The organism is Enterobacter sp. 2VL (assembly GCF_005503595.1).
In the GTDB taxonomy this organism is placed as follows: Bacteria; Pseudomonadota; Gammaproteobacteria; order Enterobacterales; family Enterobacteriaceae; genus Enterobacter; species Enterobacter cancerogenus.
This window is the reverse complement of record NZ_SCNE01000001.1, coordinates 179181-197278: the sequence shown is the minus strand read 5'-3', so window position 1 is coordinate 197278 and position 18098 is coordinate 179181. Positions and strand designations below refer to the sequence as shown.

The following is an 18098-nucleotide window of genomic DNA, read 5'->3' as shown; positions in this document are numbered from 1 at the left end:
GCCAATGGAAAAGAAACTTGGCCTGAGTGCTTTAACTGCACTCGTATTGAGCTCAATGCTGGGCGCGGGCGTATTCAGTTTGCCGCAGAATATGGCGGCGGTCGCAGGCCCTGCGGCACTGTTGATTGGCTGGGGCATCACCGGGGTCGGGATATTATTGCTGGCCTTTGCCATGTTGTTGCTGACGCGTATCCGACCGGACCTGGACGGCGGGATATTCACCTATGCACGCGAAGGCTTCGGGGAGCTGATTGGCTTCTGTTCCGCATGGGGCTACTGGCTGTGTGCGGTCATCGCTAACGTCTCCTATCTGGTGATCGTCTTCTCTGCCCTCAGTTTCTTTACCGATACGCCAGAACTGCGTCTGTTCGGCGACGGGAACACCTGGCAATCCATTGTCGGTGCCTCGGTTCTGCTGTGGGTGGTCCACTGGCTGGTACTGCGCGGCGTTCAAACCGCGGCCAGCATCAACCTGGTCGCGACGCTGGCGAAGCTGGTGCCGCTTGGCCTGTTTGTTGTCCTGGCGTTTATCGCGTTTCGTCTGGACGTTTTCACGCTCGATTTCTCCGGCGTTGCGCTCGGCGTGCCCGTCTGGGAGCAGGTGAAAAACACCATGCTGATTACCCTGTGGGTGTTTATCGGTGTTGAAGGTGCGGTGGTGGTCTCTGCGCGGGCGCGTAACAAGCGCGATGTTGGTCGCGCTACCCTGCTGGCCGTACTGGCGGCATTGGGCGTCTATCTTCTGGTAACGCTCCTGTCGCTTGGCGTGGTTGCTCGCCCGGAACTGGCCGGGATGCGTAATCCGTCGATGGCGGGCCTGATGGTCAAAATGCTCGGTCCATGGGGTGATGTGGTCATCGCAGCCGGGCTGATTGTCTCGGTCTGCGGGGCATATCTGAGCTGGACGATTATGGCGGCAGAAGTGCCATTCCTGGCCGCAACGCACAAAGCGTTCCCGCGTCTTTTTGCCCGTCAGAATAAGAACAATGCGCCATCGGCATCGCTTTGGCTGACAAACATTAGCGTGCAGGTCTGTCTGGTGCTGATCTGGCTCACAGGTTCAGACTATAACACCCTCCTGACCATCGCCTCTGAAATGATTCTGGTACCCTATTTCTTAGTGGGTGCGTATTTGTTGAAAATTGCCAGCCGTCCGGCTCACTATGCGGTAGGCGTCGGAGCCTGTCTCTACGGCCTGTGGCTGTTGTATGCTTCCGGTCCTATGCACCTGCTGCTGTCGGTGGTGCTGTATGCACCGGGTCTGCTGGTGTTTATCTACGCGCGTAGTACCCATCAGCTCGATAATGCGCTCAAACGCCGCGAGATGGTGCTGATCGGGCTACTGTTAGTGGCTGCCGTACCGGCAACGTGGATGTTAATGGGATAACGCTGTTTGTCCCGTTGTTGAACTGTAAAGGAGAACACGATGGGACAAACACCGCATCGCCCAATACTGATTACCGGCGCAGGCCGTCGCATCGGCCTCGCCCTCGCCCATCATTTCCTGAACCTCCACCAGCCGGTGATCGTGAGCTACCGCAACGAATATCCCTCGATTGAGGAGCTGAGAAAAGCCGGGGCAATTTGCATCCAGGCAGATTTCTCGACCGACGAGGGAATACTGGCCTTTGCTCAGACGGTGAAATCAACCACTCAGGGTCTGCGCGCCATCATTCATAACGCCAGCGCGTGGCTTGCTGAAAAGCCCGGTACATCGCTCAGCGACACGCTCTCCTGCATGATGCAAATCCACGTCAACGCCCCGTATCTGCTCAACCACGCGTTGCAGGATTTACTGCGCGGCCATGGACATGCCGCGGGTGACATTATCCACTTCACCGATTACGTCGTAGAGCGTGGTAGCGACAAGCATATTGCCTATGCGGCAAGCAAGGCGGCGCTGGATAACATGACACGTTCGTTTGCCCGCAAGCTGGCCCCCGAAGTCAAAGTTAACGCCATCGCCCCGTCGATGATTTTGTTCAATGAGGGTGACGACGCTGAGTACCGCCAGCAGGCGCTAAATAAGTCGCTGATGAAAATTGCGCCGGGTGAAAAAGAGATCATCGACCTTATCGATTATCTGCTCACCAGCTGCTACGTCACTGGCAGAACCTTTGCGGTGGACGGTGGACGCCCGCTACGCTAGTGGAAGCGGCTCCAGAAGAAGATCAGCACCCAGGCGCTGAGCGCCCAGCATACCACTGCCCCGCTCAGCGCCAGAGGGAGACGAATAAAGCCGGTGAAATACCACAGCGACAGCAGGTAGAGGAAATAAGGGATAATCGACCACATCCCGAAAACAATTGTACTGCGCAGCGCGTCATTGCCCCGCTCGGTGGCGACGATATAGTGCGCGATCAGCGCAAAGGTCGGAAACAGGGGAATTAACCCGGCAATGTAGTAATTCTTCGTTTTTGCCAGCACACCAATCAATAACACCACCAGCGCACCCAGCGCAGCCTTCATCACCAGCCCCATACTTTTTCCTATAACATTCAAGTAACAATGTCAGGCAGAATAACGAAACTGGCGTTAATAGTGAAAGAGTATATGGAAGGTTAAGGTTGTGCGGTGTATGTTGGCTTTTTTCGCGATAACAGACGCAGTATGAATAAGATTGTTTATGTAGAGGATGAACCCGAAGTCGGGCAACTGATTGCCGCTTATCTGGGTAAACATGATATGGACGTCATTGTTGAGCCTCGCGGCGACCGCGCCGAAGAGGTGATCTTGCGAGAAAACCCCGATTTAGTGCTGCTGGACATCATGCTCCCCGGCAAGGACGGCATGACGCTGTGCCGGGATCTGCGTGCACAATGGGACGGCCCTATCGTCTTGCTGACCTCGCTCGACAGTGACATGAACCACATTTTGTCGCTGGAGATGGGGGCTAATGACTATATCCTCAAAACGACGCCGCCAGCCGTGCTGCTCGCGCGCCTGCGCCTTCATCTTCGCCAGCGAGCCAGCAATGAACGCGAAGCGCCTGCCTCATCCCTGGCGCCGCATAAGGCGATGCGTTTCGGTACGCTCTCTATCGACCCCGTCAATCGTCAGGTACTGCTTTCCGGAGAGCCAATCGCCCTCTCAACCGCAGATTTTGACCTGCTCTGGGAGCTGGCGACACACGCCGGGCAGATCATGGACCGCGATGCGTTGCTTAAAAATCTGCGCGGCGTCAGTTACGACGGAATGGACCGCAGTGTGGACGTGGCCATTTCACGCCTGCGCAAGAAATTGCTGGATAACGCCACTGAACCTTACCGCATTAAAACCGTGCGCAATAAAGGCTATCTTTTTGCCCCGCATGCCTGGGAAACCTGATCCCGCTTATTTCAGCGCATTCAGAATCTACGCATTTTGAATGCGCATTTGCAGTTTTCATCTCTTAATCAGCCGGTCTCGCACAGGCCAGCATGTTCAAGAAAACCGGTTTTCATGCTCCGCAAGGCAAAATATTTCCGCGCGAAACCATCACTTCACGGTAAGATTAGTCCTAAAGCCAACCTATATTACCTCGACAAAACCGCAACAGAAGTAACAATACCTGTCTATTATCCGCATGCTCCTTAACGCAAGCGAAAGAATATCTAATGAATTGATGTTTTAGCAAAGAATATATTTTGCATTCGCTTTTCAAATTTATCGATCAAAATTCAGGCATTCAATTCATAAAATCGTTAAATTTTTGTAAGCACTTAAACCTGGCTTTATTGTTATCCCTATGAAAACAAAGGACAACCGCCGTAAAATTAAAAAATAGTGATCATTTTCAACAACTTATATAATTGCCGAAATCTGGATCGCATGCTAAACCTTATAAGCTCAAAATTTTTTAATGGTAGAGGTAAAGCGATGTCATGGAGAGTAATCAGCTCAATCATTTGTCCGAATACGGGAATTGTTTATTCGAGCATTTTGGGACTTAAGTTTCTGAAGCTGATCATATGGTACGAAAGTGATGTGTATTTGTACCCAGGGGACAGAATATACCCAACAAAAAAGGGTGTGTTCATCAATGGAATTTATAGCCCTATCTCCTTATACAACGTGTCTCCTTATAACGAAATGCTTTGGAATGAAATCAAAGACAAGATGGCGTGTCCGTTCAATAAAAATCAGCACGAAGAAATATGCTCTTATGCGATGCATTGCAACGCACGAAAATGTCCGCACGGATTTGCGACGAATCCATTAATTATGGGCGCGAACCGGAACAGACAATAATCGCCTTGTCCCGGTGCAAACGCACAGTGCAAGAGAGGCGTAGTCTTCGGGTACAGTGAGACCAGAAATGTTGTCAGCAGGCGCAAAGCCTGCTTTCATAGCAGCACACAGGTTGCTGGATCTGCGTCTTCTCGGTGGTGTGCCATTAATGAAAAAGCTTTTTGTGCAATTTTATCTGCTGCTGTTTGTTTGCTTCCTGGTCATGACCATGCTGGTCGGGCTGGTGTATAAGTTCACCGCTGAACGCGCTGGCCGACAGTCGCTGGACGATTTAATGAAAAGTTCGCTTTACCTCATGCGAAGTGAATTGCGTGAAATCCCCCCTCACGACTGGGCGAAAACCCTGAAAGAGCTGGATCTCAATTTGTCGTTTGATTTACGCATTGAGCCGCTTAAGAATTTTGATTTAGACGCGCCAGCCCTCCAGCGCCTGCGGGATGGCGATATCGTGGCGCTTGATGAAAAGTACACCTTCATTCAGCGCATTCCGCGCAGCCATTACGTACTGGCCGTTGGCCCGGTTCCCTATCTTTACTTTTTGCACCAGATGCGGCTACTGGATATGGCGCTGCTGGCGTTCATTGCCATCTCGCTGGCCTTCCCGGTCTTTATCTGGATGCGTCCGCACTGGCAGGACATGCTAAAGCTTGAAACCGCCGCGCAGCGTTTTGGCGAGGGGCATTTTACCGAGCGCATTCACTTCGACAGCGGCTCCAGCTTCGATCGCCTCGGGATCGCCTTTAACCAGATGGCCGATAACATTAACGCGCTGATTGCGAGTAAAAAGCAGCTTATCGACGGCATTGCTCACGAATTACGCACGCCGCTGGTCCGCCTGCGTTACCGGCTGGAGATGAGCGAAAACCTCACCGAGGCGGAGTCCCTGGCGCTTAACCGCGACATCGGCCAGCTTGAAGCGCTGATAGAGGAACTGCTCACCTATGCCCGGCTCGACCGTCCGCAAAACGAACTTAACCTCAGTACGCCGGACCTGCCCGTCTGGCTGCAAACGCATATTGATGATGTGCAGAGCGTGAATCCCCAGCGCGCACTGTTAACCGCCGTCACGCCAGGCGATTATGGTGCGCTGGACATGCGCTTGATGGAGCGCGTGCTGGATAACCTGATGAACAACGCGCTGCGCTACAGCGAGCACACTCTGCAAATCAGTTTAGATCTGCAGGGCAACCAGGCGAGCCTGACGGTTGAGGACGATGGGCCTGGCATTGCCCCCGATGAGCGCGAAAACGTCTTTGAACCCTTTGTCCGTCTCGATCCGAGTCGCGATCGCGCCACGGGCGGCTGTGGTCTGGGGCTGGCGATTGTGCACTCTATTGCGCAGGCGATGGGCGGCACGGTGCGTTGCGATGACAGCCCCCTCGGCGGCGCGCGCTTCTGCTTTAGCTGGCCGGTGTACCACAGTATCCCCCTCCCCGTACCTGCCTGACCTAAACCGCACGCTGGCCTGACCGGGCGTGCTGTGTTATACCATAAGTATGTTGTAACTAATGAGAGTGATTATGGCTACTTACGATCTCATCGAACGGCTCAATGCCACGTTCCGGAGTATTGAGCATGAACTGCTGACGTTGACGGAACATTTACAGGCGTGTCGCCTGCTGGCGGCGCGCGTGTTTTCGCTTCCCGATGTGGCAAAAGGGGCAGAACACGACCCGCTTCAAACCATTGAGGTGACACAGCACGTCGGCAAAAGTGCGCTGACGCTCGCGCTTCAGCACTATCGCCGCCTGTTTATCCAGCAACAATCCGAGCAGCGCAGCAGCAAGGCGGCCGTGCGCCTGCCGGGCGTGATCTGTCTGCAAACGGATACCACCACGCGTGAAGCGCTGGAGGCGCACATTCAGCGCATCAATGCGCTGAAAAACGCCTTTGAGAAAATCGTGACCGTGGAGTCCGGGCTGGCACCCGCCGCCCGCTTCGAATGGGTTCACCGCCAGCTACCGGGATTAATTACCCTGAATGCGTACCGTACGCTCACGGCGCTGCGCCACCCCGCCACGCTCCGCTTTGGCTGGGCCAACAAGCACATCATTAAAAACTTCACCCGTAACGAGGTGCTGGACATACTGGAGAAGAGCCTGAAAGCCCCGCGCACGGTCGCTCCCTGGTCGCGCGAGCAGTGGATAGAACGCCTGGAGCAGGAGTATCACAGCATCGCCTCGTTACCGGCAGATACGCGTCTTAAGATAAAGCGCCCGGTGAAGGTACAACCTATCGCCCGCGTCTGGTATTCGGGGCAACAAAAGCAGGTGCAGTACGCCTGCCCAACGCCGCTTATCGCGCTTTACGACAGTGAGCAGGGGGCGGTGGTGCCGGACATTGGTGAGCTGTTGAACTACGATGCTGACAACGTTCAGCATCGCTATAAACCGCAGGCGCAGCCGCTGCAGCTGATCATTCCACGGCTGCACCTGTATGTGGCGACGTGATTACTTCATGCTGCCGACCATCTCTTCCGGGCGGACCCAGCTGTCGAACTCGGCGTCCGTCAGGTAACCCAGCGCCAGCGCCGCGGCTTTCAGGGTCAGCCCCTCTTTGTGGGCTTTTTTGGCGATTTCAGCCGCTTTGTCATAGCCGATATGGGTGTTGAGCGCCGTAACCAGCATTAACGACTCATTGAGCAGCTGGCTGATGCGCTCGCGATTCGGCTCGATACCCACCGCGCAGTGCTCATTGAAGCTCTCCATGCCGTCCGCCAGCAACCGTACAGACTGCAGCAGATTGTGGATCACCATCGGGCGATAGACGTTCAGCTCGAAGTTGCCTGATGCGCCCCCCATGTTGACGGCCACGTCGTTGCCCATCACCTGACAGCAGAGCATGGTCATGGCTTCACACTGGGTTGGGTTCACCTTGCCCGGCATGATCGAGCTGCCCGGTTCGTTTTCCGGAATAGCGATCTCACCGATACCGCAGCGTGGGCCTGATGCCAGCCAGCGCACGTCGTTGGCAATTTTCATCAGCGATGCCGCCAGCCCTTTTAGTGCGCCATGGGTATGAACCAGTGCATCGCAGGTCGCCAGCGCTTCGAACTTATTCGGCGCGGTGACGAACGCCTGCCCGGTGATGGCCGCCAGCTCCTCTGCCACGCGTACCGCATACTCCGGATGGGTATTGAGTCCTGTGCCCACCGCCGTGCCGCCTAATGCCAGCTCCGACAGATGCGGCAGGCTGTGTTCGATGTGCTTGAGATTGTGCTCAAGCATCGCCACCCAGCCCGAGATCTCCTGGCCAAGGGTCAACGGCGTGGCATCCTGCAGGTGCGTACGGCCAATTTTGACGATATCGCGGAACGCCTGCGCTTTTTCGTGGAGGGTGGTTTTGAGCACATTCAGCTGCGGGATCAACTGCTCGCGAAGGGCGATCACCGCGGCCACGTGCATCGCCGTCGGGAAGACATCGTTAGAACTCTGGCTTTTATTGACGTCGTCGTTCGGGTGAACTTTGCGCTCCATCCCGCGAATGCCGCCCAGCAGCTCGCTTGCCCGGTTCGCCAGCACTTCGTTCATGTTCATGTTGCTCTGGGTGCCTGAACCGGTCTGCCAGATGGCAAGCGGGAATTCATCGGGATGTTGCCCCTTCAGCACTTCGTCTGCGGCGTCAATGATGGCGCGGGCTTTCCCGGCCTCCAGCAGGCCTAAATCCTGATTAACTTTGGCTGCTGCGCGCTTGGTCAGCGCCAGCGCCTGGATCAGCGAGACGGGCATTTTCTCGGTTGAAATGCGGAAATGCTCAAGCGAACGCTGGGTCTGCGCGCCCCATAGCTTGTCAGCCGGGACGTCGATTGCGCCCATCGAATCTTTCTCGCGGCGATGCGTTGTCATTACTTTCTCCTTGATTATCAAGATGGGATTGCTCACATGCTTAAGAGATAAGTATTGATGACTTCTGAGAAACGTTATGGCGCTTTGTGCGCTCTTTTTGGTGTCGGGTGGCGGCTTCGCCTTACCCGACCCACGAGAATGTAGGCCGGGTAATGTAGTCAGACTACTTCACACACGCCGAACACTGGGAAGACTGGATCTGTTTGAAGAAGTCATTGCCCTTGTCATCCACCAGGATGAACGCCGGGAAATCTTCCACTTCAATTTTCCAGATCGCTTCCATACCCAGTTCCGGGTACTCCACACACTCCAGGCTCTTAATGCTGCCCTGCGCCAGCACGGCTGCCGGGCCGCCGATGCTCCCGAGGTAGAAGCCACCGTGCTTGTGGCAGGCATCGGTCACCTGCTGGCTGCGGTTGCCTTTAGCGAGCATGATCATGCTCCCGCCGTTGGCCTGCAGCTGATCGACATACGAGTCCATACGGCCCGCCGTGGTTGGGCCTAACGAGCCGGACGCATAGCCTTCCGGCGTTTTCGCCGGACCGGCGTAGTAGATCGGGTGGTCTTTAATGTACTGCGGCAACCCTTCGCCGTTATCCAGACGCTCTTTGAGCTTCGCATGGGCGATGTCACGTCCAACGATGATCGTTCCGTTCAGGGAGAGGCGCGTGGAGACCGGATACTGAGACAGTTGCGCCAGAATCTCGCTCATCGGACGGTTCAGGTCCACGTGAACCGCTTCCCCCTCGCCCGCCTTACGCAGCGATTCAGGGATATATTTACCCGGGTTATTCTCCAGTTTTTCGATCCAGATGCCGTCGCGGTTGATCTTCGCTTTGATGTTTCGATCCGCCGAGCAGGAGACGCCCATTCCCACCGGGCAGGATGCGCCGTGGCGCGGCAGACGAATCACGCGAATATCGTGGGCAAAGTATTTCCCGCCAAACTGCGCACCCAGCCCCAGATTCTGCGCTTCCGTCAGCAGTTCCTGTTCGAGCTGCACATCGCGGAACGCCTGACCATGCTCGTTCCCTTCGGTCGGCAGGCCGTCGTAGTATTTCGTCGACGCCAGCTTGACGGTTTTGAGCGTGCTCTCGGCTGACGTCCCGCCAATCACGAAGGCGATGTGGTACGGCGGGCAGGCCGCTGTGCCGAGGGTACGCATTTTCTCGACCAGATAGTTTTTCAGCTTGCCTGGGGTAAGCAGCGCTTTGGTCTCCTGGTAGAGATAGGTTTTGTTGGCTGAACCGCCGCCTTTGGCGATGCAGAGGAATTTATACTCGTCACCGTCAACGCTGTAGAGGTCAATCTGTGCGGGCAGGTTGGTGCCGGTGTTGACCTCTTTATACATATCAAGCGCGGCGTTTTGCGAGTAGCGCAGGTTGTCTTCGGTATAGGTGTTATACACACCACGCGCCAGCGCGGCTTCGTCGCCGCCGCCGGTCCAGACGCGCTGGCCTTTCTTCCCGGTGATAATGGCAGTACCGGTATCCTGACAGGTAGGCAGAATGCCTTTGGCCGCAATATCGGAGTTACGCAGGAACTGCAGCGCAACGTATTTATCGTTTTCGCTGGCCTGCGGGTCGCTCAGGATATCGGCAACCTGCTGCTGATGCGCGGGGCGAAGCATAAAAGAGGCATCGTGGAATGCCTGCTGCGCCAGCAAGGTCAGCGCCTGCGGATCCACTTTGAGGATCGCCTGGCCTTCAAACTCTGAGACGGAAACGTAATCGCGGGTAAGCAGGTAATACTCGGTTTGATCCTTGCTGAGCGGGAAAGGATCCTGATACTGGAAGGGTTTGTTCGACATTGTTCTCTCACTTACTGCTTGGGTCTGATTATGTAGGGCAGATGTTCCGCTGCCCGGCTTAAAAGCGAGTTAGCTTATCCTACACAATTTTTTAACAAAAACTGAGACTAGTACGACTTTTTACATCCGCAGGTTACTTCGGGGCGGTTTATTGCTTTAATACCCGCAGTTAATTCCACATTTGAATCAGGGCTTGATAATGCAAAAACTCATCAACTCAGTGCAAAACTATGCCTGGGGAAGTAAAACTGCGTTAACGGATCTCTACGGTATCGCGAATCCAGACCAACTGCCGATGGCAGAGCTGTGGATGGGCGCACACCCGAAGAGCAGCTCAAAAATCGAGGACGCCAACGGTCAGGTGCGCAGCCTGCGTGACGCCATCGACGCCGATAAAACGGCCCTCCTTGGCGATAAAGTTGCCAGCCGTTTTGGCGAACTGCCGTTCCTGTTTAAGGTACTGTGCGCCGACCAGCCGCTTTCCATTCAGGTTCACCCGAACAAGAAAGCCTCCGAAATCGGTTTTGCGAAAGAGAACGCGGCAGGTATTCCGCTGGACGCCGCCGAGCGTAATTACAAAGATCCTAACCACAAGCCGGAGCTGGTTTTCGCCCTTACCCCTTTCCTGGCGATGAATGCCTTCCGCGAGTTTTCAGAGATTATCTCTCTGCTGCAACCCGTCGCGGGCGCCAACAACGCCATTGCGCATTTCCTTGAAAACCCAAACGCGGAAGGCCTGAGCCAGCTGTTTGCCAGCCTGCTCAACATGCAGGGTGAGGAGAAATCGCACGCGCTGGCGATCCTCAAAGCCGCGCTGAACGACCAGCAGGGCGAGCCGTGGGCCACAATCCGCGTTATTTCAGAATTCTACCCGGACGACAGCGGCCTGTTCTCTCCGCTGCTGCTGAACGTGGTGAAGCTCAATCCGGGCGAAGCGATGTTCCTGTTTGCCGAAACCCCACACGCCTACCTGCAGGGTGTGGCGCTCGAGGTCATGGCGAACTCGGATAACGTGCTGCGCGCCGGCCTGACGCCAAAATACATCGACATCCCGGAACTGGTTGCCAACGTTAAATTTGTGGCGAAACCCGCCGCCGAGCTGCTGACCCAGCCGGTGAAGAATGGCACAGAGCTGGACTTCCCAATCCCGGTAGACGATTTTGCGTTCTCCCTGCACGATCTTAGCGCAGACGAAACCGCCATTGCGCAAGAGAGCGCGGCGATCCTGTTCTGTGTGGAAGGCGAAGCGACGCTGCATAAAGGCGAACAGCGTCTGGTGCTGAAACCCGGCGAGTCGGCCTTCGTGGCGGCAAATGAGTCTCCGGTAAGCATTAGCGGTAAGGGCCGTCTGGCGCGCGTTTTCAATAAGCTTTAGGGACTTACTGAATTTTTTAACAACTCTTGCTAAGCTAGTAACAGGCGTTGTATCACCAGGCGGTTTTCACCGCCTGGTTTCATTTTAGGGATAATCGCAATGAAAAAATCGGTCGTAGCGGTAGGAGTGATTGTAGCTTTAGGCGTGATCTGGACGGGAGCTTCCTGGTATACTGGGAAACAACTGGAAAGCCGTCTGGCAGAGATGATGGCCCAGGCAAACAGCGAGATTAAGCGCAGCGCGCCGGAGGCAGGCCTGGAGCTGAGCTATCAGGACTATAAGCGTGGCGTCTTTACCAGCCATATGCAGGTGGTCGTGAAGCCGGTTGCCGGTAACCAGAACGCCTGGCTGAAACAGGGTCAAAGCGTCGTGCTGGACGAAGTGGTCAGCCACGGTCCCTTCCCGCTGGCGCAGTTGAAGACGTTTAATTTGATCCCATCCATGGCATCAGCACGAACCGTACTGGTTAATAATGAGGTGACGAAACCGCTGTTTGATATGGCGAAAAACACCTCTCCGTTTGAGATCAATACCCGCATCAGCTATGCCGGAGACACCCGCTCCGATATCGACCTGAAAGCGCTGAACTATGAAAAAGGCACCGATAAAGTTGCCTTTAGCGGCGGTAATTTCCAGCTTGATGCCGATCGTGACGGTAAGAATGTCTCCCTGACCGGGGATGCAGAAAGCGGCCTGGTGAATTCCGTCAATGAATACAACCAGAAGGTCCAGCTTACTTTCAATAACCTGAAAGCCAGCGGCAACAGCCGGATGACCGATTTTGATGAGCGTATTGGCGACCAGAAACTGAGCCTTGATAAAATCGCCATTGCGGTTGAAGGCAAAGAGATGGCCGTGCTGGAAGGCATGGATCTGGACGGCAAATCCGACGTGTCTAAAGACGGCAAAAGCATCAATACGCAGCTGGACTACAGCCTGAAAAGCCTAAAAGTGCAGAATCAGGATCTGGGTACCGGAAAACTGTCGCTGAAAATCGGCAATATTGACGGTCAGGCGTGGCACGAATTTAGCCAGAAATACAGCAAAGAGAGCCAGGCCCTGCTGAGCGATGCTGCGCTGCAACAGAATCCGCAGGCTTACCAGCAGCAGGCGATGGCGGTGCTGTTTAATAACCTGCCGATCCTGCTGAAAGGCGAACCGGTAATCACCGTTGCGCCGCTGAGCTGGAAAAATGGCAAAGGCGAGACCAACTTCAATCTGTCACTGTTCCTGAAAGATCCGGCCACCGCGACGGGTGAAGTACAGACGCTGGCGCAGGAAGTGGATCGCAGCGTGAAGTCACTCGACAGCAAGCTGACAATCCCGATGGATATGGCTACCGAGTTTATGACGCAAATTGCGAAGCTCGAAGGCTACGGCGAGGACGATGCGGGCAAACTGGCTAACCAGCAGGTGAAAGGTCTGGCGGCAATGGGCCAGATGTTCCGTATCACGAAGGTGGAGGACAATACCATTTCCACCAGCCTGCAGTACGCGAACGGCCAGGTCACCCTCAACGGCAACAAAATGCCGCTGGAGGACTTCGTGGGTATGTTTGGTATGCCGACGCTGGGTATACCTGAACCGGCTGCGCCAGCGCCCGCTCCGGCGGTACCGCAGCAGTAAATGTCAAAACCCCTCGCATGAGGGGTTTTTTCTTGCCGGATGAGGCCTGTGGATCCGGGCCGTGCAAGCGCAGTGCTGCAGAAACTACTTCGCCGTCACCAGTCGCGCCGCCACAATCTGGTGTCCGGCCTGGACATCGGTATTTTCGATGCGCTGCATGATCCTGTCCGCCAGGGTATACCCCATCTCACGCGCAGGAGTTGTGGCCCAGACAATCGGCAGATCGTCGAGTGCGTTCTCCCCGACATCCGCAAAGGCCCCCAGCGCCACCTGATGCCCAAAGAACGTTTCAACGCCGCCCTCACCGCTCTGGCGACCGGCGCGGATCAGGCCGAACCAGGCACCCATCGCAATCACATCGTTATAGCAAATCACGGCGCTAATGGTTGGGTTACTGCGCAGCAGCGTCCCCATCGCTTCCGCCGCTCGCTTTTGGCTGGATTCGCACTCCACGACCCACTCGCTGTGGAACGGCAATCCGTATTTGATGAGCGTAGCGCAGTAGCCGCCGACCCGCTCGGCACGCGTCAGGGACGAACTTTTACCGCCCAGCCACGCGATACGCTGGTGTCCACGACGAATAAGATGTTCGGTCAGCATTTGTGCCGCCTGCATGTTGTCCGGGCGCAGCGTATCCGCCTCATCGAGATAACTTGCGCGCGAGGCAATCACCAGCGGAACGCCTTTTTCGGCGGCGCGCTCGCACAATTCACTGCCCACGCCCGATGCGCCCGCGACGATCACGCCATCAACGCCCTGGGTCAGCAGCATGTCGAGCCTGGAGAGCAGCTGTTCTGGCTCGCGCCCGCCGTGAAGCAAAAAGACCATCCGCCCCTGCGCCTCAAGCGCTTCGGTTAGCCCGGCGGTCAACTCGGCGTAAAACGGCGAGGTCAGGTCACGCACGATCAAACCAATCACCCCGCTTTGCCCTCCGCGCAGCGCCGAGGCCTGGCGGTTACGCACAAACCCGAGCTGCTCAACGGCCTCGTTGACGCGCTGACCCGTCGCAGACGAGATGCGACCTTTCCCGCTCAGCACCAGTGAAACGGTACTCACGGAAACGCCCGCCGCGAGCGCGACATCGTTGATGGTGACTTTTTTCGCTACAGCCATGGGTTGGCGAAACTCCCTGAAATGAGATCGGTAAAACGTTTTATCAATACATTATCTTTATACTACCAGCTAAAGCCTGAGAATGTGATTTAGCGCGCACAAAAATTTGATAAAACGTTTTATCTTCTCGCAGCATTGAAGCAGGTCATCTTATTTTTATCATTAAGGAGTCGTTTTATGACGGCGAAAGCAGCACAAAAAATATCGCTGTGGGAATTTTTCCAGCAACTGGGTAAAACCTTTATGCTGCCCGTGGCACTTCTGTCTTTCTGCGGGATTATGCTCGGGATCGGCAGCTCGCTCAGCAGTCACGATGTGATCACGCTGATCCCCTTCCTTGGCAATCCTGTGCTGCAGGCGATCTTCATCTGGATGAGCAAGGTCGGCTCCTTCGCGTTCAGCTTCCTGCCGGTGATGTTCTGTATTGCCATCCCTCTCGGCCTGGCGCGTGAAAATAAAGGCGTTGCGGCATTCGCAGGCTTTGTCGGCTATGCGGTGATGAACCTTGCGGTTAACTTCTGGCTGACCGCAAAAGACATTCTGCCTACCACCGACGCTGCGGTATTGAAAGCGAACAACATTCAGAGCGTGATCGGCATTCAGTCCATCGATACCGGGATCCTCGGTGCGGTCATTGCGGGCGTGATCATCTGGATGCTGCATGAACGCTTCCACAATATCCGTCTGCCTGATGCCCTGGCGTTCTTCGGCGGTACGCGCTTTGTTCCGATTATCACCCTCGTCGTCATGGGTCTGTTTGGCCTGATTATTCCGCTGATTTGGCCGGTCTTCGCGATGGGCATCACCGGCATTGGCCGCATCATTAACGGCGCGGGTGATTTTGGACCGATGATCTTCGGTACCGGTGAACGCCTGCTGCTGCCGTTTGGCCTGCAGCACATCCTGGTGGCTCTGATTCGCTTTACCGAAGCGGGCGGCACCATGGACGTGTGCGGACATGACGTTAGCGGCGCGCTGACCATCTTCCAGGCGCAGCTGAGCTGCCCGACGACGCACGGTTTTTCTGAGAGCGCCACGCGCTTCCTGTCACAGGGTAAAATGCCTGCCTTCCTGGGCGGCCTGCCTGGTGCTGCGCTGGCGATGTACCACTGTGCACGCCCGGAAAATCGTCATAAAATTAAAGGCCTGCTGATCTCCGGCGTGATCGCCTGTGTTGTTGGTGGTACCACCGAGCCACTCGAATTCCTGTTCCTGTTCGTCGCGCCGGTGCTGTATCTCATTCACGCCGTGCTGACGGGTCTTGGCTTCACCGTGATGGCCGTGCTGGGCGTGACCATTGGTAACACCGACGGCAACGTTATTGATTTCGTGGTGTTCGGTATTCTGCACGGTCTGTCCACCAAGTGGTATCTGGTACCGGTGGTGGCAGCCATCTGGTTTGCGGTGTACTACGGTATCTTCCGCTTCGCCATCACCCGCTTTAACCTGAAAACGCCGGGCCGCGATACGGATAACGCCACCAGCGTTGAACAGGCGGTCGCGGGCACCGTGGGCAAATCCGGCTACAACACCCCTGCCATTCTGGCGGCGCTGGGCGGTGCGGATAACGTCACCTCGTTGGATAACTGCATCACCCGTCTGCGTTTGTCGGTGGCGGATATGTCCAAAGTCGACACCAACGCATTGAAAGCCAACCGGGCGATTGGCGTGGTACAGTTAAATCAGCACAATTTGCAGGTGGTTATCGGCCCGCAGGTTCAGTCCGTGAAAGACGAACTGGCTACCCTGATGCGGACAGTCGAAGCGTAATGCCAACCCCCTCTGCGTGAGGGGGTTTTACTTTAAGGATCGACGTTATGTTTGATTTTTCTACCGTCGTGGATCGCCACGGCACCTGGTGTACTCAGTGGGATTACGTTGCCGACCGTTTCGGGGCCGCGGACCTGCTGCCGTTCACCATCTCGGATATGGATTTCGCCACGGCGCCCTGCATTACCGACGCACTGCATCAGCGCATCAACCATGGCGTGTTTGGCTACAGCCGCTGGAAGAATGATGAATTTCTGGCCGCCGTGGCTCACTGGTTCCGGCAGCGTTTCAACAGCCAGATCGACATCGATACCCTTGTGTATGGCCCGTCGGTCATTTACATGGTGTCGGAGCTGATTCGTATCTGGTCTCACGCCGGAGACGGCGTGGTTGTACATACCCCCGCCTACGATGCGTTTTATAAAGCAATTGAAGGTAACCAGCGCCGCGTTGTGCCTGTCGCCATGCAAAAAACGCCAGAGGGCTGGCAGGGCGATATGGCTGCGCTGGAAGCGGCGCTGTCCCAGCCGCAAAACAAAATACTGCTGCTGTGCAGCCCGCAGAACCCGACCGGTAAGGTGTGGACGCGCGACGAGCTGGCCCACATGGCTGATCTCTGCGCGCGCTATGACGTGGCGGTGATCAGCGATGAAATCCACATGGATATGGTCTGGGGCGAAAATCGTCATACGCCGTGGAACGAAGTCGCTCGCGGAAAATGGGCATTGCTGACCTCAGGCTCGAAAAGCTTCAACATTCCGGCACTGACCGGCGCTTACGGCCTGATAGGTGACGATTTCAGCCGGGAGGCTTATCTCAGCGCGCTAAAAGGCCGGGATGGACTCTCTTCCCCTTCGGTGCTGGCCCTGACCGCGCACATTGCAGCGTACCAGCAGGGTGAACCCTGGCTTGACGCGTTGCGCAGCTATCTTGAGCAAAACCTGCACTATGTCGCGCAGGAATTGCACCGCGCATTTCCGAATTTAGGCTGGCAGCCGCCCGACGCGACCTATCTCGCCTGGATCGACTTGCGTCCACTGGCTATTGATGAACACGCACTGCAAAAGGTGCTGATCGAGCAGCAAAAAGTCGCCATCATGCCCGGATATACCTATGGCGAAGAGGGTAAAGGATTTGTGCGCCTCAATGCCGGGTGTACACGCAGCAAGCTGGAGCAAGGCGTTCAGCGGCTGATCAACGGCATCCAATCTCTACGGTAATTTGTTTGCGCAACGGAATTTTCCCTTGCGCAAATAGCTTTTTACCCCGTTTTGTTTTTATAATGTGTCGCACTTTAACCAGAAAAAGAGTGCGACCATGATTGATACACGCCTGCCATTAACTGATATTCATCGTCACCTTGACGGTAACATTCGTGCCCAAACCATCCTCGATCTTGGCCGCCAGTACAATTTAACCCTTCCCGCCCACACGCTTGACGCGTTGATCCCGCACGTGCAGGTCACCTCAAACGAACCTGACCTGGTGAGCTTCCTGAGCAAACTGGACTGGGGGGTGAAAATGCTGGCCTCGCTGGACGCCTGTCGCCGTGTGGCATTTGAAAACATTGAAGACGCCGCCCGCAACGGCCTGCACTATGTCGAACTGCGCTTTTCGCCGGGCTATATGGCCATGACCCACGGCCTGCCCGTTGACGGTGTGGTTGAAGCCGTTATTGCTGGCGTCCAGGAAGGCTGTAAAGCCTTTGATGTTCAGGCTCGTCTGATTGGCATCATGAGCCGTACCTTTGGGGAAGCCGCCTGTCTGCAGGAACTGGACGCGTTGCTGGCGCATCGTGACCAGATCACCGCCATCGATCTGGCCGGTGATGAGCTGGGCTTCCCCGGCAGCCTGTTCCTCTCCCACTTTAACCGTGCGCGCGATGCGGGCTGGCACATTACGGTTCACGCGGGTGAAGCAGCGGGCCCGGAAAGTATCTGGCAGGCTATTCGCGAGCTGGGCGCAGAGCGTATTGGTCATGGTGTGAAAGCCGTTGAAGACCGTGCTCTGATGGATTTCCTTGCTGAGCAGCGCATCGGGATTGAATCCTGTCTGACGTCCAACATCCAGACCAGCACCGTGGCGACGCTGGCGCACCATCCGCTGAAAACCTTCCTTGAGCACGGCGTACTGGCCTCGCTGAACACCGATGACCCGGCGGTACAGGGTGTCGATATCATTCACGAATACTCGGTCGCCGCCCCACAGGCTGGCCTCAGCCGCGACCAGATCCGTCAGGCCCAGATTAACGGACTGGAAATGGCCTTCCTGACGCAGGAAGAGAAGCAGGCGCTGCGCGATAAAGTGGCGCACGCGTAAGCCCTCTGCC

At 55.8% G+C, this 18098-nt stretch carries 15 protein-coding genes; 11 read left to right on the top strand and 4 right to left on the bottom strand.

The window, feature by feature from the left end:
* Positions 1 to 4 precede the first annotated feature (4 nt).
* Together FFS28_RS01010 and folM are read left to right on the top strand one after the other, a co-directional pair.
* Positions 5 to 1387: an amino acid permease gene (locus FFS28_RS01010; protein WP_137848498.1), complete on the top strand. Its 1383-nt coding sequence runs from the start codon at positions 5 to 7 to the stop codon at positions 1385 to 1387.
* A 39-nt stretch (positions 1388 to 1426) separates the two neighbouring features.
* Positions 1427 to 2149: a dihydromonapterin reductase gene (gene folM / locus FFS28_RS01005; protein ID WP_101737814.1), complete on the top strand. Its 723-nt coding sequence runs from the start codon at positions 1427 to 1429 to the stop codon at positions 2147 to 2149.
* On the opposite strand, the gene FFS28_RS01000 is transcribed toward folM, so the two are convergent.
* On the bottom strand, positions 2146 to 2481 hold the full coding sequence (locus tag FFS28_RS01000) for a GlpM family protein (protein ID WP_137848497.1): 336 nt from the start codon (positions 2479 to 2481) through the stop codon (positions 2146 to 2148). The two genes, folM and FFS28_RS01000, sit on opposite strands and share 4 nt — an antisense overlap.
* A gap of 129 nt (positions 2482 to 2610) precedes the next feature.
* On the opposite strand from FFS28_RS01000, the gene rstA reads away from it, so the two are divergent.
* The 4 genes from rstA (at position 2611) to tus (ending at position 6680) form a co-directional block, all read left to right on the top strand.
* A complete protein-coding gene (rstA, locus tag FFS28_RS00995; RefSeq protein ID WP_137848496.1) occupies positions 2611 to 3327 on the top strand; it encodes a two-component system response regulator RstA in 717 nt (238 codons plus the stop codon).
* Between the two features lie 483 nt (positions 3328 to 3810).
* Positions 3811 to 4230 (top strand): anti-adapter protein IraM, encoded by a 420-nt coding sequence (iraM, locus tag FFS28_RS00990; protein ID WP_137848495.1) that lies wholly within the window; start codon positions 3811 to 3813, stop codon positions 4228 to 4230.
* A 148-nt stretch (positions 4231 to 4378) separates the two neighbouring features.
* A complete protein-coding gene (gene rstB / locus FFS28_RS00985) occupies positions 4379 to 5677 on the top strand; it encodes a two-component system sensor histidine kinase RstB (RefSeq protein ID WP_137848494.1) in 1299 nt (432 codons plus the stop codon).
* A 73-nt stretch (positions 5678 to 5750) separates the two neighbouring features.
* Complete coding sequence (tus, locus tag FFS28_RS00980; protein ID WP_137848493.1) at positions 5751 to 6680, top strand: DNA replication terminus site-binding protein; 930 nt, start codon at positions 5751 to 5753, stop codon at positions 6678 to 6680.
* Here the strand turns inward: tus and fumC are convergent, their stop codons facing one another.
* Both fumC and fumA read right to left on the bottom strand, forming a co-directional pair.
* Positions 6681 to 8075, bottom strand: a complete 1395-nt coding sequence (fumC, locus tag FFS28_RS00975; RefSeq protein WP_137848492.1) for a class II fumarate hydratase — start codon at positions 8073 to 8075, stop codon at positions 6681 to 6683.
* Between the two features lie 163 nt (positions 8076 to 8238).
* Complete coding sequence (gene fumA, locus FFS28_RS00970) at positions 8239 to 9885, bottom strand: class I fumarate hydratase FumA (protein ID WP_137848491.1); 1647 nt, start codon at positions 9883 to 9885, stop codon at positions 8239 to 8241.
* Between the two features lie 199 nt (positions 9886 to 10084).
* Here fumA and manA point away from each other — a divergent pair, with 199 nt between their 5' ends.
* On the top strand, positions 10085 to 11260 hold the full coding sequence (gene manA / locus FFS28_RS00965) for a mannose-6-phosphate isomerase (RefSeq protein WP_137848490.1): 1176 nt from the start codon (positions 10085 to 10087) through the stop codon (positions 11258 to 11260).
* Between the two features lie 99 nt (positions 11261 to 11359).
* On the top strand, positions 11360 to 12886 hold the full coding sequence (locus tag FFS28_RS00960) for a YdgA family protein (RefSeq protein ID WP_137848489.1): 1527 nt from the start codon (positions 11360 to 11362) through the stop codon (positions 12884 to 12886).
* An 84-nt stretch (positions 12887 to 12970) separates the two neighbouring features.
* On the opposite strand, the gene FFS28_RS00955 is transcribed toward FFS28_RS00960, so the two are convergent.
* The gene (locus tag FFS28_RS00955; protein ID WP_006174972.1) at positions 12971 to 13999 is read right to left on the bottom strand and encodes a Mal regulon transcriptional regulator MalI; all 1029 of its coding nucleotides are present in this window, start codon (positions 13997 to 13999) and stop codon (positions 12971 to 12973) included.
* Between the two features lie 177 nt (positions 14000 to 14176).
* Here FFS28_RS00955 and malX point away from each other — a divergent pair, with 177 nt between their 5' ends.
* The 3 genes from malX to add all read left to right on the top strand — a co-directional run bounded on the left by malX (position 14177) and on the right by add (position 18088).
* On the top strand, positions 14177 to 15769 hold the full coding sequence (gene malX / locus FFS28_RS00950; RefSeq protein WP_137848488.1) for a maltose/glucose-specific PTS transporter subunit IIBC: 1593 nt from the start codon (positions 14177 to 14179) through the stop codon (positions 15767 to 15769).
* 47 nt (positions 15770 to 15816) lie between these two features.
* Positions 15817 to 16989, top strand: a complete 1173-nt coding sequence (locus tag FFS28_RS00945; RefSeq protein ID WP_137848487.1) for a MalY/PatB family protein — start codon at positions 15817 to 15819, stop codon at positions 16987 to 16989.
* A gap of 97 nt (positions 16990 to 17086) precedes the next feature.
* The gene (gene add, locus FFS28_RS00940; protein ID WP_058608921.1) at positions 17087 to 18088 is read left to right on the top strand and encodes an adenosine deaminase; all 1002 of its coding nucleotides are present in this window, start codon (positions 17087 to 17089) and stop codon (positions 18086 to 18088) included.
* Positions 18089 to 18098: the final 10 nt, after the last annotated feature.

Excerpts from the sequence above, each read along its gene's own strand:
- FFS28_RS01000 (WP_137848497.1), bottom strand. The coding sequence starts at position 2,481 with ATGGGGCTGGTGATGAAGGCTGCGCTGGGTGCGCTGGTGGTGTTATTG.
- FFS28_RS01010 (WP_137848498.1), top strand. The coding sequence starts at position 5 with ATGGAAAAGAAACTTGGCCTGAGTGCTTTAACTGCACTCGTATTGAGC.
- iraM (WP_137848495.1), top strand. The coding sequence starts at position 3,811 with ATGCTAAACCTTATAAGCTCAAAATTTTTTAATGGTAGAGGTAAAGCG.
- rstA (WP_137848496.1), top strand. The coding sequence starts at position 2,611 with ATGAATAAGATTGTTTATGTAGAGGATGAACCCGAAGTCGGGCAACTG.
- FFS28_RS00960 (WP_137848489.1), top strand. The coding sequence starts at position 11,360 with ATGAAAAAATCGGTCGTAGCGGTAGGAGTGATTGTAGCTTTAGGCGTG.
- fumC (WP_137848492.1), bottom strand. The coding sequence starts at position 8,075 with ATGACAACGCATCGCCGCGAGAAAGATTCGATGGGCGCAATCGACGTC.
- rstB (WP_137848494.1), top strand. The coding sequence starts at position 4,379 with ATGAAAAAGCTTTTTGTGCAATTTTATCTGCTGCTGTTTGTTTGCTTC.
- FFS28_RS00945 (WP_137848487.1), top strand. The coding sequence starts at position 15,817 with ATGTTTGATTTTTCTACCGTCGTGGATCGCCACGGCACCTGGTGTACT.
- tus (WP_137848493.1), top strand. The coding sequence starts at position 5,751 with ATGGCTACTTACGATCTCATCGAACGGCTCAATGCCACGTTCCGGAGT.
- manA (WP_137848490.1), top strand. The coding sequence starts at position 10,085 with ATGCAAAAACTCATCAACTCAGTGCAAAACTATGCCTGGGGAAGTAAA.
- add (WP_058608921.1), top strand. The coding sequence starts at position 17,087 with ATGATTGATACACGCCTGCCATTAACTGATATTCATCGTCACCTTGAC.
- folM (WP_101737814.1), top strand. The coding sequence starts at position 1,427 with ATGGGACAAACACCGCATCGCCCAATACTGATTACCGGCGCAGGCCGT.
- FFS28_RS00955 (WP_006174972.1), bottom strand. The coding sequence starts at position 13,999 with ATGGCTGTAGCGAAAAAAGTCACCATCAACGATGTCGCGCTCGCGGCG.
- fumA (WP_137848491.1), bottom strand. The coding sequence starts at position 9,885 with ATGTCGAACAAACCCTTCCAGTATCAGGATCCTTTCCCGCTCAGCAAG.
- malX (WP_137848488.1), top strand. The coding sequence starts at position 14,177 with ATGACGGCGAAAGCAGCACAAAAAATATCGCTGTGGGAATTTTTCCAG.